The following is a 21,420-nucleotide window of genomic DNA, read 5'->3' as shown; positions in this document are numbered from 1 at the left end:
CCTCCGCTTTTTTCTGTCAGTCCAGGTCGTATACCGTCACCCCGGACAGGTAGGTGTGCAGCACAATCTCCATTTTTCCGTCCCCGTCCACGTCGGCGATGACCGGGGGGATGCAGCAGCCGTTGGGGATGGGGTCACCCAGGGAGTCGGGTAGCTCCACCCGCTGGAGCACATTGCCCTGGGTGTCGGCGATGAGGAGGGAGCCCTTTTTGCTTCCGTTCTTCTGGGTGTGGGTGGCGAAAACGATCTCGGGGGTGCCGTCGCCGTTGAAGTCATATACCGCCGGGGCGGTGGCGTACTCCATGGTTGTGCCGTCGTAGACGTTGATGGGCCAGTTCCCGTGCTGGGTGTGGTCCAGCCAGTAGCAGTTGAGCTTGCCGGAGAAGTCGGGGTAGAGGATCTCCAGCTTCCCGTCCCCGTCCAGATCCGCGCACACCGGGTCGGGGGTGCACCGCTCGATGACCGACCAGTCCTCGGAGAGGGGGGCGCCCAGGCGGTCGGGAGCGGACATCCAGCCGGCGTCGAACCGGGTGCGGTCGCCCCGATAGAGGTAGAGCTCCTGGTAGAGGCTGGGCAGGGGCCCCACCGCCCGGTCGTGGACCGCGCCCACCACGGCCACCTCGCTCTTCCCGTCCCCGTCCACATCGGCGATAACGGCCTTGGAGTGGGTAAAGGTGGCGATGCGCCGCTCGTTCATGGGCAGGGAAAAGAGGTCGATGGGGTATCCCATGCGGTCATTCTGGATGCCCCAGCCGCCGTTGGGGACCTGATACTCGTAGGCGGCGTCGGAAAAGGCCCCCACCCGGCCCCAGACCACGCCGCCCCGGAGGGCGGCGGCGGAGCGGACCTGGGTGCCGTCCGGCTTGTAGGCGCAGATCTGGGGCACGTCGGCGGGCACCACGATCTCGGGGACGCCGTCGCCGTCGATGTCCCCGATGGCGATGTTGTCGTTGAACACGCCCCAGGCGAAAGCGGTTCCGGCGGCCTGGGGGTCGGTCTCCTTGCGCTGGAACTTCTGGCCGTCCACGCTGGGGTCCAGCTGGGGCCAGCCGGGGCGGACGCTGCCGTCATGCTCGTAGACCCAGACGTTGATCCCGTCGGCCTCGCCGATGCCCGCGGCGATCTCCAGGGTGCCGTCCCCGTCCAGGTCGGCCACCGCCACGCTGTAAATGTCCCCGGGCAGAGTCACGGGCCAGCCGGGCTTGAAGTAGCCGTAGCGGTCGTATACCGCCAGGGTGCCGTTGGAGTGGCCGGTGACGATCTCGTTGAAGCCGTCGCCGTCCACGTCTCCCACGAACACGTCGGCCCAGGTCCGGCCCAGGTATTGGGCGTTCGGATTGCTTCGGTCGTAGCCCGAGGGCACCCGCCACTTGAGGGCGCCGGTGGCGGCGTCCAGGCAGGTGATGGAGTAGGAGGCGGCGACGATCTCCAGGGTACCGTCCCCCTCCAGGTCGCAGACGGCGGGCTGGGCGTTGTACGCCTCCTCCACCCAGCCGGTGTCGTATTTCCCGGCCCCGGTGTATTTCAGGGAGAGGGTCCCCAGGGCTCCGGCGGAGATGGAGCGGGTCTGCCCGGCGGCAATGGCGTCCCGGTTGGTGTAAATGTTGTAGAGGAGCTGGTAGGCCTGCTCCAGGGTGACGGGGGCCTGGGGGGACATGGAGTTGCCCCCGGTGCCGTTCATGATTTGGATAAGGTAGGCCCGCTTCACGCTCCCGGCGGCCCAGGAGCTCAGCTCGGCCTCGTCGGAAAAGGTGACGGCGGACACGTCGGCCCCGCTGTACGGCAGGCCGCAGGCATCCAGCACCCGCAGGAGCATGACGGCGATCTGCTCCCGGTTCACCGCCGCGTCGGGGGAGAAGGTGGTGCCGTCCCCGGTGCCGTTGACCAGCCCCAGCTTGTAGGCCCGCAGGACGTTCACGTCATCGGTGTCGGTGAAGGGGTTTTTCGTCTGGGAGACGTCCGGGGTGGGCATCACGGTGATGAGTTCGTAGAGGACGACCCCCAGCCGGGCAAAGTCCGCCCGGGTGACGGTCCTGTCGTAGCCGCTGAAGTCGGCGTCGGTGAGCTTTCCGGTGCTCTGAAGCCAGGTGACGGCGTTCCCCGCCCAGGCGGAGGGCGTGTCGGAGGCCCCGGCGGCGGGGAGGGCGGACAGGATCAGGGCGGCGCTGAGCAGAAGGGCGGCGGCGCGTTTCATAGCAGGTCCCTCGTTTCCTATATAGTTATCATATAGGATAGCAAATTTATTTCCAAATGTAAATAAAAATGGGAGAGATCTCCTAAAAGAGAAAAAAGGAAAGAAAAACCGCCCCGGGACCACAAGGGTCCCGGGGCGGTCTGGGGTTCAGCGGGCGGTTCAGTTCTGCTTGATGACGATGGTGGCCACGAAGGCGGCGCCGTCATAGCTGCCGTAGGCGGTGATGACGTCCCCGGCGGTGAAGCCGGAAGACAGGCTCAGGCTGGAACCGGACAGGCTCATAAGGCTGGCGTTCTTCACGTCCACGGTGACCAGGTTGGTATTTCCCAGGGAATCGGTGACCTGGACGGTCATGGTCCGGGTGCCGCCGGAGGAGTTGGTGAGGAGCACCGTGCCCTTCAGCTCCGTGGCGGAGGAGGAGGTGGCGGTGATCTCGATGGAGATGACCTGGTCCCCGTTGGTCACGAGGCCCACGGTGTAGCCGGGCTTCAGGCTGTAAATATTGGAGGAAGCGCTCCCCTGGGTGACCGACACGCCCTCGGAGACGGAATAGGTGGCGGTGGTGCCGTCGGTGAGCTTTACTTCCATGGTGACGCCGTTGGTCTCCATGGTGATCTTGTTGATGGTGCCGTTCAGGTTGGCGGTCTGGGGGGTGGCGTCGATCTTCTCCACCTCGTTGTAGCGGATGGTCACCACCACGCTGTCGCCGGTGCGCAGCTGGTCGATGGAGCTGGTCTTATTGCTGCGGTTGATGGTGGGCAGGTCGGTGATGTCCAGGGAATAGGTCACCACGCTGTCGTCGGCCTGGGTGATCTGGATCACGGTGGTGGTGCCGTAGGTGATGGAGGTCAGGGTACCCTCCACGGTGACGGAGCCGGAGTAGGCCTCCATCTGGGTGATCATATTGCCCGACACCAGGACGGTGACGTACCAGCCGCTCTCGATCTGGGAGACGGTCTTCACATCGCCGTTGTAGGTGATGACGGCGCTCTGGCTCACGTTATAGGAAACCTCTTTGCCGGTGAACTGGTCCACGATGTAGACGCTCCGGGCGGTGCCCACGGTGCCCAGCCGCTTGATGGGCCCCTGGATGTAGTTGCTGACGGTGTCCACGGCGATGGAGGCGGCCTCCGCGGTGTCGTTGCTCACCCGGACCTGGACGTAGTCGCCCACGTTGCCGGTGGTGAGGGAGCCCAGCACCCCGTTGACGGTGACGGCGATGCCGGTGGGCACGGAGTAGCGGTAGACCACGCCGTTGAACTGGGTGACCCCCAGGGTGGTGGTGCCGCCCACGGTGGTGACGCTCTCCACCAGGCCGCTGACCAGCTGGGTGCCGCCGGCAAACTTCACACCCGCCAGATGGCCCATCTCGTCCACGTAACACACCGCGGAGGTGTACCCGGCGTCCTCGTCGATGATGCTGCGGTCGCCCACGGTCTTGCCCACCATCACCTCGGTGAAGCGGTCGATGGTCAGGTTCCTGGCCGCGCCGTTGACCAGCAGGGAGAGCTGGCCGTCGGCCAGGCTGGAGACGCTGCCGTTATAAGTGGTGAGGGCGCCGCTGAGCCGGGCCTCCCGCACCGCGCCGCCGGAGGTCAGGTTCAGCCTGACGTACTGGCCGGTCTTCAGGGCGGTGGAGGTGGTAAGCATATTGTCCTCGTAGATCTTCACGGTGGAGGGCAGGGAGTAGGAGCGGTTGCCCGAGATGTCGCTGGAGAGGGTGAGGATGATGGCGCCGTCGGCGGAGGAGGTGACGGCGGCGATGGTGCCCCCCTGCCAGTCGTAGGTGGTATATTCGGGAAGCTCGGTGACGATGCCGGAGGTCTTCATAAAGTCCAGGGCCCGGCTGAGCATGGTGGTCATCTGGGCCCGGGTCACCGCGCCCTTGGGGTCGAAGTCCCCGGTGTCGGTGCCCTTGACGATGCCGAAGTTGGTGAGGACATAGACATAGGGCTGCAGGGCGGCGGAGATGTCGCTCTTGTCCTTATAGGTCAGGGAGTAGGTGGTCAGGCTTTTGGCCAGGGGCTCCAGCTGCATGGCCCGCACCAGGTACATGCAGATGTTTTCCCGGGTGATGGTCTTGGCCAGGGCGCCCGCCTCGGACAGGGCCTCCAGCTCCGGAACGGTGAGGACCCCGGCCTCCACGGCCACGGCCATCTCCTTGGCGGCCCAGGAGACCATGCTCTCGGGGAGGATCTCCTCCATCTGCTCGGCCCGGGCCTGGGCGATCTTGGTCTGGGTGGAGGACTCCACCCCCGTGGCCCTGGCGCAGAACAGGAGGGTCTCGGCCGCGGTCATCTTGCCCTCGGGCTTGAAGGTTCCGTCCTCGTAGCCCTTGGCGTAGCCCTGGTTGGACATCTTGCTGATGTCGGAATAGCCCCAATAGGTGCTGGGCACGTCGGTAAACTCAATGGCGGCGGCGGGCAGCGCCGTCATGGAGAGGGTGAGCGCCAGTGTGGTGGCAAGCGCCCCGAGCCGTTTCAATTTCATCATAGGTACCTCCAAAATAATCTTGAAAATGGGTACTTTACATAAATTATACGCTTTCACCGGGGAAAATGCAATCATTTCCCATGGGCAGGCCAATATTTCCCAGCAAAAAGAGGGGGAATCGGCCGATCAGAGCCGCTGCTTGCGTTTGAGGCGGATATCCTCCCCGTAAAACCGCAGGACCCGGTACTCCCCCTCCAGCCGGGAGGCGGTCTGTCCGGCGTACCGGGCACGCACCCCGTCCATGGACAGGTTGGAGGAAATGACGGTGGCCCTGCCGTGGAGCAGGCGGGAGTTGACCAGAGTGTAGAGGGCGGACTGGACGAAGGGGGTGGTCATCTCGCTGCCCAGGTCGTCCAGGATGAGCAGATCGCAGTTCAGGTACCGCCGGGTCTCCCGGCCGGCCTCCTGTCCCTCTTCGACGTCTCTGGAAAATTTTTGTTCCTCAAACCGGGCAAAGACGCTCACCGCCGTATCATAGACTACGGAAAAGCCGTTCTCCGCCACCGTCCGGGCGATGCAGGCCGAGAGGAAGGTCTTGCCAAGGCCGGGATCGCCGGTGAGGAAGAGGTTTTTAAAGTAAAATTTTCCGAACTTCTGGGCGTAGTTGAGGCACAGCTCATAGAGAAACTCCATGTTCTCCCGGGGGGACATGGCCTCTCCCGGCCAGGGGAGGGGGGAGTACCAATCCAGGGAGAAGGCGTCGAAGCACTGCTCCCCCAGGTCCAGGAGCTTGGACAGCTCCTTCACCTGCTCCTCGGCGCACAGGGCCTTCAGGCAGTCGCACATCCGGGCGCCCACCCAGCCGGAGTCGCCGCATTTGCGGCAGGCGGGGGCGTCGCTGAGGGCGTCGGGGGAGTAGCCCGCGGCCTGGAGCAGGTCGGCCTGCCGGGCCTGGAGGGCCATGTTTTTGTCCTTGATGACCCCCAGGGCGGGGCCGGGGTCGGTGCCCGAGCGCAGGCAGGAGCTGATGATGTCCAGGATGGTCCCCTTAAGCTGGCGGTCGATGTCGGCCAGCTCGGGCACCTGGGCGTAGATGGCCTTCCGGCGGCGGGACAGGTCCTCCTGCCGGGCTTTCCGGGCCCCTTCCAGCCGGGCGGAGGCCCGGCGGAGGACGGCGGGATCATATGCCATTCAGGTTCCCTCCTCGCTGTGCTGTCTCAAAAAGGCCCGCATCCGCTCCATATCCTCCCGGGCCCTTCGGTCGGCCTCGCCGGGGGCGGCGGGCTGGGGGGCGGTGGCCCCGGCGGCGGAGGCGGGGCGCTGGGGGCGGACGCTGTCCCCGGCGGTGATCTGGGCCAGGGTGTGCAGGCCCTTCTGGTGCCAGTTCTTCAAAATGGAATTCATATAAGGCCAGTTGAGGGACTGCTTTTTCAGCACCGTTTTCTCGTAGGCCAGGCGGATGGCCTCGTCGTCGAAGCCCATGTCCACCCAGGCGGCGATGTATTCCTTTTCCCGGGCCACCGGGGGCCGGTCCCGGATGTCCAGCAGGGCCATGATCTGCCCCGACCGGGAGCGCAGCATGGCCAGCCGTTTCAGGTGGGCCTCCGCCCCCTCCATGGTATCCACCCCCCGCTCCTTCCAGCGCAGGGCCTCCTTCTGGATCTGAGGGAGCCGGGGCTTTCGGCCGGGGCCGTATTTCCGCTCGCTCTCCTCCACGCACCAGCTCACCGCCAGCAGGATCACCTCGGCGGGGAGGCCGGCAAAGTCGTAGATGGTGTAGAGGCACTTGAGGTCGGCGGTGGACAGCACCTTTCCAAGACGGCGCTGGACCTCCCCCACCAGGGCGGGGAAGGGGGAATCCTTGTTCTCCAGCTCCCGGTTCAGGTCGGCGGCGGTGTACTCCGGCGGCTCCTCGGAGGGGTGGAGGGCGGGGGCCAGAGCCTGGGTGTTGGCCTCGGCCAGGCCCATCCCCACCAGGAGGGAGAGGGCGGCCTCGGTCCGGGCGGGGTCCCAGCGCAGGGCGTGGGCGGCGGGGCCGGTCTGATAGGCGCCCCCCGCCTTCAAAAGCCACAGGTAGAGGAGGGCCGCGTCCCCGTTCCCGGCGGCGATGAGCCGGTCGGCGGCCCCGGCGGCCAGGGAGAGGATATTGCCGGGCAGGAACACGCTGTCGGCCATGGGAAGGCCCTCCTTTCGACGAAATATTCTATCATCTCATTCTACACGAAATCGCCCCTGGCGTAAAGTGGGAATGTGGGGGGATGCGGCCCTGCGGGGGACGAGGGGCGGGCGGCTGATAGCCGCCCCTACGGATACGGCCTGCCGCGCGGGTACGCAAGTAATTTGTGCGTCCCATGTAGGGGCGGATATTATCCGCCCGCCCCCGTCCCCCGCCTTTTGCGGCGGCCTGCCGCCCCAAAGAATAAAAAATTCACGATTTTTTATTTTTCAACCGCCCCTACCTATGATATAATAACTCTAATCGCATCCGTGAAACAAAAACAGACAGAGGAGGGGCTCAGTGTGAAAAACCGGGTGACCGTGACCATTGCCAACCAGGAATACACCCTGGTGGCGACCGAGGACGCCGCCTATATGGAGAAGGTGGCCCACCACGTGGACGCCAAGCTGCGGGAAGTGCTGGAGGGCTCGAAGGTCTCCACCACCGAGGCCGCCGTCCTGGCCGCCCTCAACGTGGCCGACGAGTACTTTAAAGAGGTGGAGGCCGCTGAGAACCTGCGGGGCCAGCTCAAGGAGTACCTGGAGGAGGCCACCGACCTGAAGATGCAGCTGTCCGAGGCCAAGCGGGAGATCTTCAAGCTTCAGAACAAGAAGAGCTGACATGCTGGAACTCCTGTCGCCCGCGGGGTCTATGGACTCCCTCACCGCCGCCGTGCAGAACGGGGCGGACGCTGTCTATATGGGCTACGGCGACTTCAACGCCCGCCGGAACGCCAAAAATTTCACCGAGGAGGATTTCGCCTCGGCGATCTCTTATTGCCATTTGCGGGGGGTGAAGGTCTACCTGACCCTCAACACCCTCCTTACCGACCGGGAGCTCCCCGCCGCCGCCGGCCTGGCGAGAAGGGCCAGCGAGCTGGGGGCGGACGCCGTGCTGGTCCAAGACCTGGGGGTCCTCCGGGCGGTGCGCCAGGCGGCCCCCGACCTCACCGTCCACGCCTCCACCCAGATGACCGTCCACAACCTGGACGGGGTGAAGGCCTGCGCCGACCTGGGGATGAAGCGGGCGGTGCTCTCCCGGGAGCTGTCCGCCAGCGAGATCGAGTACATCTGCGACCGCTCCCCCATCGAGATCGAGGTGTTCGGCCACGGGGCCCTTTGCATGTGCTACTCCGGCCAGTGCTTCTTCTCCGCCGTGGTGGGGGAGCGCAGCGGCAACCGGGGGCTGTGCGCCCAGCCCTGCCGCATGAAATACGGCTGGGGGGGCCGCCCCGACGGCTATCCACTCTCCCTCAAGGACGCCTGCCTCATCGACAAGCTGCGCCAGCTCAGAAAGATGGGGGTGGCCTGCCTCAAGCTGGAGGGGCGGATGAAGCGGGCGGAGTATGTGGCGGTCATCACCCGGATCTACGCCGCCGTTCTCAAGGAGGACCGGCTGCCCACCGACCAGGAGCTGCGGGACCTGGAGGCGGCCTTCTCCCGCCAGGGCTTCACCCAGGGTTATTTCGAGGACCGGACCGGGCCGGATATGTTCGGCGTCCGGCCAGAGAACACCCCTGAACCCAAGGAGCTGTTTGCCCAGGCACGTCAAACTTATGTCAACCAGGAAAACCCCCTGGTGGATGTGAATTTTTACGCCATGGTCCGCAAGGGGGAACCGGTGCGGGTTGGGGTGGAGGACCCGGACGGCCGGGTGGCCACCGCCGCGGGGGATGTCCCCGAGGCCGCCCTCACCCGGTCCATCACCGCCGACCAGGTGGAGAAGCAGCTGGCCCGGACCGGCGGGACCCCCTACCGGTGCGGAAAGGTGAAGGCCCTGGTGGAGGAGGGGCTCTCGGTGCCCCTCTCCGCCCTTAACGCCCTGCGCCGCCAAGTATTGGAGGACCTCTCCGCCCAGCGCCGGGCCCTTCCGCCCCGGGGGAGCGGGGAATATCACGCCGGGGCCCGGTATGAGAATCCCACGGCGCCCCCCGCCCTCACCGTCTCGGTGCGGAAGGCCGCCCAGGTGAGCCCGGAGCTGCTGGGGCGGGCCCCCGCCATACTCTATCTTCCCGCGGAGGAGCTCTCCCAGCATCCCGAGTGCCTCAAGGGCCTGCGGCCGGAGACGGCGGTGGGGGTCATCCTCCCCCGGGTCATCTGGGACCGGGAGTGGCCCGGCGTCCTGGATCAGCTGAAGCGGGCCCGGGAGCTGGGGGCCACCGAGGCATTGGTGGGCAATCTGGGGATGCTCTCCGCTGCCCGGGCGCTGGGCTTCACCCTCCGGGCCGACTACGGCCTGCCGGTGTTCAACGCCCAGGCCCTCAAGGAGTACAAGCGCCTGGGGTTTGCCTCGGCCACCCTGTCCTTTGAGCTGAAGCTGGCCCAGATCCGGGACCTGTCCAAGGCCATCCCGGCGGAGGCCCTGGTCTATGGGCGGCTGCCGCTGATGATCGTGGAGAACTGCATCGTGAAAAACCGCTCGGGCCAATGCACCTGCGAGGGGGAGAACATCCTCACCGACCGCAAGGGCGAGCGTTTCCCGGTGGTGAAGGCCGCCGGGTGCCGCAACGAGATTTTGAACAGCAAAAAACTGTTCCTGGCGGACAAGCCGGAGTGGAAGAAGGCGGGGCTGACCTACGCCCGGCTGGCCTTCACCACGGAAAATCCCTGGGAGTGCGTCCAGGCCTTGGAGCGGTATCAGGGCGGGAGCGAGTGGTCGCCGGGGGCCTTTACCCGGGGCCTCTATTACCGGGGCGTGGAATAGAAAAAGCCCCCAAAAAGCCTTCCCCCGGGGGAAGGTGTCGGCGGCAAAGCCGCTGACGGATGAGGGGAACCTTTCGGCAAGAAGGGCCCGAGTAAAACGATACGTTCCCCTCATCCGTCATTTGCCCCGCAAATGCCGCCTTCCCCCAGGGGAAGGCAATTCAGGAGGCAGCCAACATGGATATGGAATTGAAAATAAAAGCTCTGTCCCCCAAGATCGGGACGGAGATCGAGTACCCGTCCTACGCTACCCCCGGTTCCGCCGGGATGGACCTGCGGGCCTGCATTGACGAGCCCTTCTATCTCCCCGGTCAGAAGCAGATGAAGTACGGCACCTGGATGCCCCGGCTGGTGCCCACCGGCCTTGCCATCTCCCTGCCGGGGCCGGAGTACGTGGCCCTGGTCTTTGCCCGGTCGGGCCTGGCCTCCAAGCACGGGGTGGCTCTGGCCAACGGCGTGGGGGTCATCGACAGCGATTACCGTGGGGAGATCCAGGTGGCCCTCTTCAACCAGGGCTGGGAGGACTATCTGATCCAGCCCGGCGAGCGCATCGCCCAGCTGGTGGTCATGCCCGTGGCCCAAGCCCGGATCACCGTCACCGACACCCTGGACGATACCCAGCGGGGCGCGGGCGGGTTCGGCTCCACCGGGAAATCATAAGATAATAAGAGGGATTCAGATTATGGATATCATTTTGGCCTCCGGCTCCCCCCGGCGGCGGGAGCTGCTGGAGCGGATGGGCCTGCGGGACTTCCGCATCGTCACCCCCGACATCGACGAGCGCTCCGACCGGCCCCTGCCCCCCCACCGGCTGGTGGAGACTATCTCCGCCGAAAAGGCCCGGGCGGTGGCCGCCCAGTTGGGCGGGGACGCGCTGATCATCGCCGCCGACACGGTGGTGGCCCTGGACGGGGCCGTGCTGGGCAAGCCGGGGGACGCCGCCGGCGCGGTGGAGATGCTCACCGCTCTGGCCGGGCGGCGCCATGAGGTGTACACCGGCTTTACCGTCCTCCGGGACGGGGAGGCGGTCACCCGCAGCGAGCGCACGGAGGTCTCCTTCCGAAGTTTGACGGCGGAGGAGATCGGGCACTATGTGAGTACCGGCGAGCCCATGGACAAGGCGGGGGCCTACGGCATCCAGGGCTTTGGGGCCCTGCTGGTGGACGGCATCCGGGGGGACTATTTCAACGTGATGGGCCTGCCGGTGTGCGCCCTGGGCCGGGTGCTGGCCGGGTTCGGCGTGGACTGCCTGACCCTGGCCGCCGGCGGGACGAAACAAGGGTAAGATAGGGAGACAAGGGCTGTGAAGGACTTTCTCAAACACAATGGAATCTTGATCCTGGTGATCGCCCTTCTGCTGGCCCTCATCACGGCGGTGGTCTCCCTCACCTTCGGGGGGGTGGCCAATCCCCTGGCCAACGTGGCCGGGGTCATCGCCACCCCCTTCCGAAACGGCATCAACGCCTTCGTCAACTGGACCGAGGGGGTCTACTCCGACGCCTTCCAGCGGGAGAACGAGCGGGAGGAGCTGGAGGCGCTGAAGAAGGAAAACGCCGACCTGCGCCGCCAGGCCCGGGAGGGGGAGGCAGCCAGCCGGGAGAACGAGCGGCTGCGCAACCTGCTGGGGCTGAAGATCGAGCGGCCCGACTTCGACTTCCAGGAGGCCACCATTACCGCCCACACCAGCTCCAACTGGTCCTCCACCCTCACCATCAGCAGGGGCTCCGCCGCCGGCGTGGAGGCGGGGGACTGCGTGGTGGACGAGTACGGGAACCTGGTGGGCGTCATCTCTGTGGTGGGGGCCAACTGGTCCACCCTCATCACTGTGGTGGACGTGGATCTGGAGATGGGCGGGCTCATCGCCCGCACCGACGGGGCCGCCATCCTGGAGGGGGATTTCGAGCTCATGGGCCAGGGGAAGCTGAAGCTGACCTATCTGCCCGAGGACACCCAACTGCTGGCGGGGGACACCATCCTCACCTCCGGGCTGGTGTCCGGGGGGACGGCCACCTACCCCTCGGGGCTGGTGGTGGGCTATGTGGAAGAGGTGCGCAGCGACGACAGCGGCATGAGCGATTACGCCGTGCTCACCCCCGCCGCCCAGCTGGGGACGCTGGAACAGGTATTCGTCATCAAGGCGTTCGACATGGTTGGGTGAGAAACCCGCCGGGACAATACACATGGAGAGGGGAGGCCGGACCATGACGACCAAGGATTTTTCCATCAAATGGCTGGCCTATGCCCTGGCCCTGCTGCCGGTGTGGTTTGCCCAATCCTTTTTATTGAACCGCTTTCCCCTGTTCGGGGTGGTGCCCATGCTGCTGCCCCTGGCGGCGGTGGCGGTGGCCACTCTGGAGGGGGCCACCGCCGGGGCCGGGTTCGGCCTGGCGGTGGGGGTGCTCTTCGACGCCGTGACCCCCGGCGCCGCCGGGGTCATGACCTTCGCCATGGCTTTGGTGGGGCTGGGGACGGGGCTGCTGGCCCAGTACGTGCTGCGTCAGGACTTGATCGGCTGCCTGATCTGCTCGGCCCTGGCCCTGTGCGTGATCGACGCCGGCCGGGTGGCCGGCCGGCTTTTCCTGGCCTCGGCGCCGCTGGAGCCAATGCTGGCGGTGGCGGGCAAGGAGATTTTGTGGTCGCTGTGCTTTGTGCCCCTGGTGTATCTGCTCTTCCGCTGGGTCTTTCGGCGGGTGCCCAAGGCCACGGTATTTTAGCCCTTGTTTGAAAATTGCCGGCATGCCTGATCGGCGGGCCTTTTGGCCCCTGGGCATACCGCCGATTTTCAAACAAGGTCTTGTTAAGGAGATACGATGGACGGAAAACAATTTCATCTCCGCTCCCGGCTGGTGGTGGCCGCCCTGGCCGCCGTCCTGCTGACCTTCGCCTGGGTGCTCTATGACCTCCAGGTGGTCCACGGGAGCTATTATCTGGAGCAGTCCACCCGGAAGATCGCCAACACCGAGACGGTGCAGGCCGCCCGGGGGGAGATCCTGGACCGGTATGGCCGGGTGCTGGTGTCCAACCGGGCCGGCTACCAAGTGACGCTGGACACGAAACTTATGGGGAACGTCCAGGGCCGGAACGACACGGTGCTCGAGCTGCTGGAGATCTGCCGGGAGCAGGGGGTGGCGTGGAGCGACACCCTGCCGGTAAGCGGCCGCGTCCCCTTCGGCTACACCGAGTCCCGGCCCTTTGAGAATGTGACCACCGACGACAGCGGTGTGGAAACGACCTCCCCCTCCCAGCTGCGGCGGCTGGCTGACATCCTAAAGCTGAAAATGCCGGCGGACCCCTCCGCCAAGGAGCTGGTGGCCGCCCTCAGGACCTATTTTGAGGTGGACGAGGCGGTGGGCGAGGAGGAGGGCCGGGCCCTGGTGGGGGTCCTCTACGAGCTGGCCCTCCGCTCCAAGGACGTGGCCCGCACCGGCTATGTCTTTGCCCAGGATGTGGATATTCAATTCATCACGGCGGTGAAGGAGCGGGGCCTGGCGGGGGTGAAGATCGAGACCGTCACCGTCCGGCAGTACGAGACCGCCTCCGCCGCCCACCTGCTGGGCCAGGTGGGGCCCATCTACGCCGAGGAGTGGGACCAGTACAAGGACAAGGGCTACTCCATGAACGACACGGTGGGAAAGGACGGCGTGGAGGCCGCCTTTGAAAGCGTCCTCCGGGGGACCCCCGGCGTGAAGGACATCGAGCTCAACCAAAGCGGCAAGATCGTCAGCGAGAACTGGCACGTGAACCAGGAGACCGGCGAGGTGGAGGCTCCCGCCCCCGGCGACAACGTGATGCTCACCGTGGACATCAAGCTCCAGGAGGTGGTGGAGGAGGCGCTGGAGCGCCATGTCCCCGGCATGACCGACGAGACCGAGGGGGCCGCCTGCGTGGTCACCGACATGACCGGCGGCGTACTGGCGATGGCCTCCTACCCCGGCTTTGACCCCGCCACCTATTCCCAGGACTTCGCCGACCTGCGGGACGATCCGCTGAAGCCCCTTCTGAACCGGGCCCTCCAGGGGCTCTACGCCCCCGGCTCCACCATCAAGATGGCGGTGGCGGCGGGCGCGCTGGAGGAGGGGGCCATCACCCGGACGGAGAAGATTTTGGACACGGGCCGGTATAAGCACTACGACCGGATCCAGGACCAGCCCATGTGCTGGTACTTCCGCCAGTACGGCCGTACCCACGGCTGGGAGAACGTGTCCGAGGCCATCCGGGACTCCTGCAACGTGTTTTTCTACGAGACCGGCCTGCGCATGGGCATTGAGAAGATCGACACCTACGCCGCCCTCTTCGGCCTGGGGCAGAAGACCGGTTTGGAGCTCTACGAGGAGGCCGGGGAGGTGGCCGGGCCCGAGGTCAGCGCCAAGCACGGCCAGACCTGGTACGAGGGGGACACCATGTATGCCGCCATCGGCCAGGGCAACACCAAGGTCACCCCCATTCAGCTGGCCAACTATATCGCCACCCTGGTCAACGGGGGCTCCCACTACCCCACCCACCTCTTAAAGACGGTGAAGTCCAGCGACTTTTCCCAGGTGGTGGAGGAGTACCGCCCTGAGGCCCGGGATGAGATCAACCTGGACCCCGCCAACATGGAGGCGGTGAAGTACGGCATGGGCATGGTGGCCAGCGAGGGCTCCGCCGCCGGGTACTTCAAGGACCTGGGCGTCAAGATCGGCGTCAAGACGGGCACCGCCCAGGTGGCCCGGAACAGCGAGGCCAACGCCCTTCTGGTGGCCTTCGCCCCCTACGACAACCCGGAGATCGCCGTCTCCCTGGTGGTGGAGAAGGGCGGCTCGGGCACCCTGGTGGCGGCCATCGCCGCCGAGATATTGGACTACTACTTCTCTGCCAAGGACACCATGGACGCCGCCCCGGTGGAGAATACCCTGACCCGGTGACGCCGGGTTCCTTGAACCTACATGAAATGAGTGATCATTTTGACCCAAGGACCTCAATACTTTGACCCCGCGGACCCCAGGTGCAAGGCCCCCTACGGGGCCGCCCCCTCGGGCACGCGGGTGCGCTTTACCCTGCGTCCCCCCTGCTCGGCCGGGTTTTCCAGGGGCTTCCTCGCCGCCCGGTGGGAGTTCGACGGGGACAGGGTCACCGAGCTGGCCCTGCCCTGGACCGGGCGGGACGGGGCCGTGGACTGCTTCTCCGGGGAGCTGGACACGGCGGGCTATGTGGGCCTTGTGTGGTACACCCTCCGGCTGGAGGGGATCGACGGGCGGAGCTGGCGGTCGCCGGAATTCCAGCTCACGGTCTACGACGCCGAGGAGCGGGTGCCCGGCTGGTTCGGGGAGGGGGTCACCTATCAGATCTTTCCCGACCGGTTCCGCCGCCTGACGGTCCCCGACCCCGCCGGGATGGTGGGGGGACGCTGGGTCCACCAGGGCTGGGAGGAGGAGCCGGAGTACCGCCCCGACCACAATGGGGAGGTGCGCAACCGGGACTTTTTCGGCGGCAGCCTGGCCGGCATCGTGGAGAAGCTGCCCTATCTGAAGGGGCTGGGGGTGGACACCCTCTATCTCTGTCCCATTTTCGAGGCCGCCGAGAACCACCGCTACGGGGCGGCGGACTACGAGAAGATCGACCCCATGCTGGGGACGGGGGAGGACTTCGCCGCCCTGTGCGGCGGGGCCCACGCCCTGGGGATGCGGGTGATGCTGGACGGTGTGTTCAACCACACGGGCTTCGTGTCCAAATATTTTAACGGGGACGGCTTTTACCCCGGCCCGGGGGCCTTTCAGAGCAAGGACTCCCCCTATTACGACTGGTTCACCTTCCAGGACTGGCCCCAGAAATACACCTCCTGGTGGGGCATCTACTCCCTGCCCACCACCCGGAAGGAGAGCGGGGCCTGGCTGGAGTACATCACCGGGGAGAACGGGATCATCCGCTCCTGGCTCCGGGCCGGGGCGGACGGCTGGCGGCTGGACGTGGCCGACGAGCTGCCCGATTTCGTGGTGGCGGCCATCCACGCCGCCGCCCGGGCGGAGAAGCCGGACGCCGTGGTCATCGGCGAGGTGTGGGAGGACGGCTCCAACAAGATCGCCTATGACCTCCGCCGCCGCCACCTGCTGGGGGGCCACTGCGACGGGCTGATGAACTACCCTCTGCGCTCCGCCCTGCTGGACTACCTCCTGGGCTCTGACGCCAGGAATTTCCGGGCGTCGATGGAGGCCCTCCGGCAGAACTACCCCGGATGGGCCTTCTCCTCCGCCATGAACGCCCTGGGGACCCACGACACCCCCCGGGTCCTCACCCTCCTGGGGGTGGGGAGCGACAAAAAGGACCAGCCCAGGGATTGGCGGGCGGGATACCGCATGACCCAGGCCGAGCGGGAGCGGGGGCTGGCCCGGCTGAAGCTGGGGGCCCTGGTGCTCTATGCCTTCCCCGGCTCTCCCACCCTTTATTACGGCGATGAGGCGGGCTTGGAGGGCTTCGAGGACCCCTTCAACCGCCGCACCTTCCCCTGGGGGCGGGAGGACGCGGGCCTGACGGCCTGGTTCGCCGCCCTGGGCCGGGCCAGGAAAGAGCTGGAGCCCCTGCGCCGGGGAGAGCTGGAGTGGCTGCGCTGCGAGGGGCGGGTCCTCTCCTTTGCCCGCCGGCTGGGGGAGAAGACGGTGGTGGCCGCCGTCAACGCCGGGGAGAAGCCGGCCCGGCTGGACCTGCCCTGGGACGGCCGGGTGGCCCTGGGGGCCATGGAGGGGCGGCTCCTGCGGTTCGGGCCCTACGGCGACTGCCTTACGATTTTATAAAGATTACCGTTGTTCAGAAATATTTAAAGAATGTGTGCTACCATAATTTTATTCTGACGCGTGAGGTGACCGTGATGAATGTGAAAAAACGGGCCGTTTCCCTGGCCTGCGCCCTGTGCCTGCTGGCGGGGCCCGCCCTGGCGGCGGGGGAGAGCGGCTATGCCGATATCGAGGGCGGGGAGTGGTTTGCCCCCGCCGTGGCTGAGATGACGGAAAAAGGGATCATGACCGGGGTGGCCGACGGCCTGTTCGCCCCCTATGAGGCCATTACCCGGGCCACGGTGGTCACCGTGCTGTGGCGGATGGCCGGCGCCCCCGACGCCGCGGTGGAAGTCCCCTTCACCGACGCCGTGGGCACCTGGTACGATACGGCGGCCGCCTGGGGCAAGGGCACCGGCATCGCCACCGGCTATGGGGACGGCAGCTTCGGCGGGGGAGATCTGGTGACCCGGGAACAGCTGGCCACCTTCCTCTACCGGTATGCCTACGCCATGGGCCAGCCCGTGGCCGAGGGGGCATTGGGCCTTTTCAGCGACGCCGGCTCCATCTCCCCCTGGGCGGAGGACGCCATGCGCCACGCCGTGGGGGCGGGCATCCTCCAGGGCACCACCGCGGGCACCGTGGAGCCCCAGGGCATCGCAAACCGGGCGGCCCTGGCCGTCACCCTCCAGCGGATGCTCACCCCGGCGGCGGGGTAAGGGCCCGGGGTTCGGTTCCCTGACCCTTAGGGATGGGGTTTTATGTCCGAACTGGAAACGTTTTGTAAACCTTGCGCCTGATTCCTTGACGGGGCCGGAAGTTTGAGATATGCTTCGTTCGAAAAGCAACAAAGAAAGGACGGACCGCCATGGACCATATCCTGATGTACTATCTCCGGGTGAGCCAGCACCTCTCCCAGCAGTTTCGCTCTCACTTCGGGAAATTGAATCTGACCTTTCCCCAGGCGCTGGTGCTCAGTGTGCTGGGTTCCGAGGGGCCTATGCCCATCAGCCAGCTGGCCGAGCGGACGGGGAGCGCCAACTCCACCGTCTCCGGGATCGTGGACCGGCTGGAGAAGCTGGAGCTGGCCAAACGCACCCGCTCCGACGCGGACCGGCGGGTCATCTACGTGGAGGCGACCCCCAGGTACAATGAGATGCGGGTCAAGGTCCAGACCGGTGTCGACGAGTATTTTGACGGCTTGCTGGACACGCTGGAACCAGGGGAGCGGGAAGCCATCGGCCACGCGCTGGAACTGCTGGACCGCGCCCTGACGGAGGAGAGGACTTCGGCGGAAGGGTAAAGCTTTCCTTTTTTTTCATATTGTGCTATTATAACTGCGAAAACGCTGTGATTACGGGCCTGCGCCCCGCTTTTGCTGAGGGGAGCGCCCATTGGGCCGAACAGTGGAGAGGGGATGGAGCGGTTGCGGTCATCTTATGGGTACGGGTCCTATCGGGGCCGGTCCAAGCTGAGAACCTTTCTGACAGTCGTCATCGTGATCCTGCTGGTGGTCCTGCTGCTGGCCGTGGCCGCCTTCTTCCTGCTGCAAAAATACATCGTCTACACCGACGACGGCCGGGCCCGTCTTGAGCTGCCCTTCCTCCAGCGGCAGGAGGAGACGGCGCCCCCCGTCTCGCCCTCCGCCGATGATGTGGTGGTGGTGACGGCCGAGCCCACCCCCGAGCCCCGGGAGGAGATCCTGAGGGCTGCGGCCCTGCCCCGCAGCGCCCTCTACGACGGCACGGCGGCGGACCAGGTGGCCGCCGCGGGGGGCAACGCCGCCTGGTTTGACATGAAGGCGGACGACGGCACCCTGGGCTATGTCTCCAGCCTCCCCGCCGCCATCAGCTTCGGCTCCTCCGACGCCAACCCCGCCCTCAACGCGGCCATCACCGCCCTCAACGGCGGCGGGCTCTACACGGTGGCCCGGGTGTCCTGCTTCCGGGACAACCTGGCTCCCCGTCAGGACAATTCTCTGGCGGTAAAGACCAACAGCGGCTACAACTGGCGGGACGCCGGGGACATCCGCTGGCTGAGCCCCACCATCGAGGGGGCCCAGGACTACGTGGCGGGGGTCTGCCGGGAGCTGGCCGCCCTGGGCTTTGACGAGATCTGGCTGGACAACGCCGCCTATCCCACCACGGGGCACCTGGAGTATATCAAGGCGGGGGCCAACTATGACGAGAGCCAATTCGCCCAAGTGCTGGACGGCTTTTACGGCAAGGTGAGGGAGGCGCTGAAGGACTACCCGGAGGTGAAGCTCTCCCTGTCCGCGGGCGGCGGGGTGCTGACCGGGGAAGGGGACAAGAGCGGCCAGACCACCGGGCTGCTGGGGAAGTACGCCGACCGGATCTATGCCCCCGGCCCGGAGAGCGAAGAGGTCTCCCGCCAGTACGACCGGGCGCTGGAGGGGATGGGGCTGTCCCACGCCCGGCTGATCTTTACCTCGGACCCCTACGTGCCCGAGCTCACTTCGTCTTATATCCCGATGGGAGGCGCGCTTCTCTCCGCCGCGCCCACCCAGTGAATCCAGCGCCGGGACCCATGGAAAACCATGGGCCCCGGCGTTTTTTGCTTTCCAGGCGAAAGAGATTTATTTAAAATGACGAAATAATAAGTTTAAACTGAGCGGTTTATGTGAAAAATAGCGGCTTATTTTTTGACAAAAGTGGATAAGTGTCGTATTTTGGTGAAATAAATGAGGAAAAACTGGATAAATTTTTGTTTTTACCCCGTTCATTTGGAGAGTAGTGCATTTTGACGGGGATAAAATAAACTTGCTTTCTAAACCCCTTTCTAGTATGATAGGAGAGCAGTAATTTCCATTTTCAGAACGAGGACCATGAAGAAGGCGGTGAGATAATGTCGATGGACGCGATCAAGCAAGTGACCGATACCGAGGCAGAGGCAAAGGAGCGCAGGGCGAAGGCCCAGGCCGAGGCCCAGGCCATGGTGGCCGGGGCGGAAAAGGCCGGGCGGGAAGCCCTGGCCCAGGCCCGGAAGGAGGCCCAGGCGGGCGCCAGGGAGCTGCTCTCCCAGGCCGAAAGCCAGGCCGAGGTCAAGACCCGGGAGGCTCTGGCGGAGTATGAAAAGGACTGCCAGGCCCTCAAGGCCAGAGCGGCGGAAAAACTGGACGAGGCCGCGGCGCTGATCGTCAGAAGGGTCGTGAATACCTGATATGGCAATCGTGAAAATGAAGCACCTTCGCCTGCTGGCCCTCCGGGCGGACCGGGAGGAGCTGCTCAAAAAGCTCCAGCACTTGGGGTGCGTGGAGATCTCCGAGCCGGAGCCCGAGGAGGACGACCCCGCCTGGACCGCCCTGGTCCGGCCGGAGAGCGGCGCCCTGGGAACGGCCAGGGACTGTCAGGCCAAGGCCCTGGAAGCCCTGGAGGTGCTGAAAAAGTACGCCCCGGAGAAGGGGAAGGGCCTGTCCGCCCGGCCCCGGATCACCGAAGGGGAGCTCTTTGACGACGCCGCCTACGACCGGGCCGCCGAGACCGCCCAGACCATCTGCGCCGCCGAGCGGGAGATCGGAGCACTCAAGGCGGAGGCCGGAAAGCTCCGGGCCCAGCAGGCCGCCCTGGCCCCCTGGCTGGAGCTGGACGTCCCCCTGGACACCCCCTCCACGGCGGAGGTGACCGCCCTGTTCGGCACCCTCCCCGCGGCGGTGGAACTCACCGGGCTGGAGGGGGAGCTGGGAGAGCTGTGCGCCCTGACCCCCGCCGGGAAGGACCGGGATTTCCAGTATGTCTTCTTCCTCTGCCACAAGAGCGCTTCGGAAGAGGCTTTGGCGGCTCTCCAGGCCCGGGGCTTTTCCCGGACCACCTTCCGGGGCCTGACCGGGACGGCGGCGGAGAACGACCAGCGGCTTAGCGAGGCCATCCGGGACAATGAGCGGAAGGCGGAGCAGGCCAAGGCCCTGGCCGCCGGGTTTGCCGGCAGCCGTCAGGATTTGCGGCTGTGCGCAGACCGGGCCGGTCTGGAGGAGCGGCGGGAGAGCGCAAAGGGCCGGCTTCTGGACACGTCGGAGACCTTCCTCCTCACCGGCTGGTTTCCCGCCGGGGATGAGGAGGCGCTCAAGGACCTGCTGGCCGGATACGCCTGCGCGTGGGAGAGCGCGGACCCCAAACCGGAGGAGTATCCCAGCGTGCCGGTGCGGCTGAAGAACAACAAGCTTACCGAGCCCCTCAACATGGTCACCGAGATGTATTCCCTCCCCGCCTACGACGGGGTGGACCCCAATCCCCTCATGTTCCCCTTCTTCGTGCTGTTTTACGGCATCATGCTGGCGGACATGGGCTACGGGCTTTTGATGATCGCCGCCTCCCTCTTCGTCCACTTCAAGCTGCGGCCCAGAGGGACCATGAAGCACCTCTTCGGGCTGATGGGCCTGTGCGGGGTGAGCACCTTCGTGGTGGGGGCCCTCACCGGCGGCTTCTTCGGGGACTTCATCCCCCAGCTTTTGAAGCTCATCAACCCCGAGAGCACCTTCGCCCTGCCCGCCCTCTTCACCCCCCTGGACGACACGCTGGCCATCCTGGTGGGGGCCATGTGCCTGGGCTTTGTCCAGATCATCACCGGCATGGCCATCAGCTTTGTCAACAAGCTCAAGGCCGGAGAGGTGATGGACGCCATCTGGGAGGAGGTCACCTGGTGGGTGGTCTTCGCCGGGGCGGCTCTGGCCATTCTGGGGATCACCCCCATCGTCCTCATTCTGGGCGGCGTCATGATCCTGGCGGGAGCCGCCTGGGGCGCCCGGGAGAAGCCGAGCTTCGGCAAGGTGCTGGGCACCGTCGGCGGCATCTTCGGCTCCCTTTACAACCACATCACCGGGTATTTTGGAGACATCCTCTCTTATTCCCGTCTGATGGCCCTGATGCTGGCGGGCAGCGTCATCGCCCAGGTCTTCAACACCCTGGGCGCCATCCCCGGCAACATCATTTTGTTCCTCATCATCTCTTTCGCGGGCAACGCCCTGAACTTCGCTTTGAACCTGCTGGGCTGCTATGTCCACGACCTGCGCCTGCAATGTCTGGAATATTTCGGAAAGTTTTACAAGGACGGCGGCAGGCCCTTCCAGCCCTTGGATGTGAACCCCAAATACTACGACGTAGTGAAATAAGG

17 protein-coding genes are annotated in these 21,420 nt (G+C 65.7%); 13 read left to right on the top strand and 4 right to left on the bottom strand.

The genetic code is table 11. The annotated features are described in order from the left end of the window. Positions 1-16: 16 nt before the first annotated feature. From AAEU42_RS10365 to AAEU42_RS10350, 4 genes are all read right to left on the bottom strand, one after another. Positions 17-2,194 carry an FG-GAP-like repeat-containing protein gene (locus AAEU42_RS10365; RefSeq protein WP_342233475.1) on the bottom strand — a complete coding sequence of 726 codons (2,178 nt, stop codon included), beginning with the start codon at positions 2,192-2,194 and terminating at the stop codon, positions 17-19. 159 nt (positions 2,195-2,353) lie between these two features. After that, complete coding sequence (locus tag AAEU42_RS10360; protein WP_342233474.1) at positions 2,354-4,687, bottom strand: S-layer homology domain-containing protein; 2,334 nt, start codon at positions 4,685-4,687, stop codon at positions 2,354-2,356. A 126-nt stretch (positions 4,688-4,813) separates the two neighbouring features. Then, a complete protein-coding gene (locus AAEU42_RS10355) occupies positions 4,814-5,818 on the bottom strand; it encodes an ATP-binding protein (protein WP_342233473.1) in 1,005 nt (334 codons plus the stop codon). Next, positions 5,819-6,802, bottom strand: a complete 984-nt coding sequence (locus AAEU42_RS10350; protein WP_342233472.1) for a DnaD domain protein — start codon at positions 6,800-6,802, stop codon at positions 5,819-5,821. Between the two features lie 345 nt (positions 6,803-7,147). Here AAEU42_RS10350 and zapA point away from each other — a divergent pair, with 345 nt between their 5' ends. From zapA to AAEU42_RS10285, 13 genes are all read left to right on the top strand, one after another. Next, on the top strand, positions 7,148-7,465 hold the full coding sequence (gene zapA, locus AAEU42_RS10345) for a cell division protein ZapA (RefSeq protein WP_342233471.1): 318 nt from the start codon (positions 7,148-7,150) through the stop codon (positions 7,463-7,465). Position 7,466: 1 nt separating this feature from the next. After that, complete coding sequence (locus tag AAEU42_RS10340) at positions 7,467-9,548, top strand: U32 family peptidase (protein WP_342233470.1); 2,082 nt, start codon at positions 7,467-7,469, stop codon at positions 9,546-9,548. Between the two features lie 182 nt (positions 9,549-9,730). Further along, positions 9,731-10,207: a dUTP diphosphatase gene (gene dut / locus AAEU42_RS10335; RefSeq protein WP_342233773.1), complete on the top strand. Its 477-nt coding sequence runs from the start codon at positions 9,731-9,733 to the stop codon at positions 10,205-10,207. Between the two features lie 22 nt (positions 10,208-10,229). After that, positions 10,230-10,832 carry a Maf family protein gene (locus tag AAEU42_RS10330; RefSeq protein ID WP_342233469.1) on the top strand — a complete coding sequence of 201 codons (603 nt, stop codon included), beginning with the start codon at positions 10,230-10,232 and terminating at the stop codon, positions 10,830-10,832. Between the two features lie 18 nt (positions 10,833-10,850). Further along, the gene (gene mreC / locus AAEU42_RS10325; protein WP_342233468.1) at positions 10,851-11,705 is read left to right on the top strand and encodes a rod shape-determining protein MreC; all 855 of its coding nucleotides are present in this window, start codon (positions 10,851-10,853) and stop codon (positions 11,703-11,705) included. Between the two features lie 43 nt (positions 11,706-11,748). After that, positions 11,749-12,261: a rod shape-determining protein MreD gene (gene mreD, locus AAEU42_RS10320; RefSeq protein ID WP_342233467.1), complete on the top strand. Its 513-nt coding sequence runs from the start codon at positions 11,749-11,751 to the stop codon at positions 12,259-12,261. Between the two features lie 96 nt (positions 12,262-12,357). After that, positions 12,358-14,451 carry a penicillin-binding transpeptidase domain-containing protein gene (locus AAEU42_RS10315; protein WP_342233466.1) on the top strand — a complete coding sequence of 698 codons (2,094 nt, stop codon included), beginning with the start codon at positions 12,358-12,360 and terminating at the stop codon, positions 14,449-14,451. A gap of 39 nt (positions 14,452-14,490) precedes the next feature. Further along, entirely contained in the window at positions 14,491-16,314 is a 1,824-nt protein-coding gene (locus AAEU42_RS10310; protein WP_342233465.1) for a glycoside hydrolase family 13 protein, read from the top strand. A 74-nt stretch (positions 16,315-16,388) separates the two neighbouring features. Further along, on the top strand, positions 16,389-17,012 hold the full coding sequence (locus AAEU42_RS10305) for an S-layer homology domain-containing protein (protein WP_342233464.1): 624 nt from the start codon (positions 16,389-16,391) through the stop codon (positions 17,010-17,012). A 149-nt stretch (positions 17,013-17,161) separates the two neighbouring features. Then, a complete protein-coding gene (locus AAEU42_RS10300; protein ID WP_342233463.1) occupies positions 17,162-17,596 on the top strand; it encodes a MarR family winged helix-turn-helix transcriptional regulator in 435 nt (144 codons plus the stop codon). Positions 17,597-17,710: 114 nt separating this feature from the next. Continuing rightward, positions 17,711-18,823: a putative glycoside hydrolase gene (locus AAEU42_RS10295; RefSeq protein ID WP_342233462.1), complete on the top strand. Its 1,113-nt coding sequence runs from the start codon at positions 17,711-17,713 to the stop codon at positions 18,821-18,823. 335 nt (positions 18,824-19,158) lie between these two features. Continuing rightward, on the top strand, positions 19,159-19,473 hold the full coding sequence (locus AAEU42_RS10290; protein WP_342233461.1) for a hypothetical protein: 315 nt from the start codon (positions 19,159-19,161) through the stop codon (positions 19,471-19,473). 1 nt (position 19,474) lies between these two features. After that, entirely contained in the window at positions 19,475-21,418 is a 1,944-nt protein-coding gene (locus tag AAEU42_RS10285) for a V-type ATP synthase subunit I (RefSeq protein WP_342233460.1), read from the top strand. Positions 21,419-21,420: the final 2 nt, after the last annotated feature.

Origin of the sequence: Pseudoflavonifractor phocaeensis, assembly GCF_038439875.1 — a bacterium.
GTDB lineage: Bacteria > Bacillota > Clostridia > Oscillospirales > Oscillospiraceae > Vermiculatibacterium.
This window is presented reverse-complemented; position numbering and strand designations above follow the sequence as displayed.

Coding starts and splice junctions, on each gene's coding strand:
- AAEU42_RS10300 (WP_342233463.1), top strand. CDS start 17,162: ATGGACCATATCCTGATGTACTATCTCCGGGTGAGCCAGCACCTCTCC.
- AAEU42_RS10350 (WP_342233472.1), bottom strand. CDS start 6,802: ATGGCCGACAGCGTGTTCCTGCCCGGCAATATCCTCTCCCTGGCCGCC.
- AAEU42_RS10295 (WP_342233462.1), top strand. CDS start 17,711: ATGGAGCGGTTGCGGTCATCTTATGGGTACGGGTCCTATCGGGGCCGG.
- dut (WP_342233773.1), top strand. CDS start 9,731: ATGGAATTGAAAATAAAAGCTCTGTCCCCCAAGATCGGGACGGAGATC.
- AAEU42_RS10315 (WP_342233466.1), top strand. CDS start 12,358: ATGGACGGAAAACAATTTCATCTCCGCTCCCGGCTGGTGGTGGCCGCC.
- AAEU42_RS10290 (WP_342233461.1), top strand. CDS start 19,159: ATGTCGATGGACGCGATCAAGCAAGTGACCGATACCGAGGCAGAGGCA.
- AAEU42_RS10340 (WP_342233470.1), top strand. CDS start 7,467: ATGCTGGAACTCCTGTCGCCCGCGGGGTCTATGGACTCCCTCACCGCC.
- AAEU42_RS10330 (WP_342233469.1), top strand. CDS start 10,230: ATGGATATCATTTTGGCCTCCGGCTCCCCCCGGCGGCGGGAGCTGCTG.
- AAEU42_RS10365 (WP_342233475.1), bottom strand. CDS start 2,194: ATGAAACGCGCCGCCGCCCTTCTGCTCAGCGCCGCCCTGATCCTGTCC.
- AAEU42_RS10285 (WP_342233460.1), top strand. CDS start 19,475: ATGGCAATCGTGAAAATGAAGCACCTTCGCCTGCTGGCCCTCCGGGCG.
- AAEU42_RS10360 (WP_342233474.1), bottom strand. CDS start 4,687: ATGATGAAATTGAAACGGCTCGGGGCGCTTGCCACCACACTGGCGCTC.
- AAEU42_RS10355 (WP_342233473.1), bottom strand. CDS start 5,818: ATGGCATATGATCCCGCCGTCCTCCGCCGGGCCTCCGCCCGGCTGGAA.
- AAEU42_RS10305 (WP_342233464.1), top strand. CDS start 16,389: ATGAATGTGAAAAAACGGGCCGTTTCCCTGGCCTGCGCCCTGTGCCTG.
- mreD (WP_342233467.1), top strand. CDS start 11,749: ATGACGACCAAGGATTTTTCCATCAAATGGCTGGCCTATGCCCTGGCC.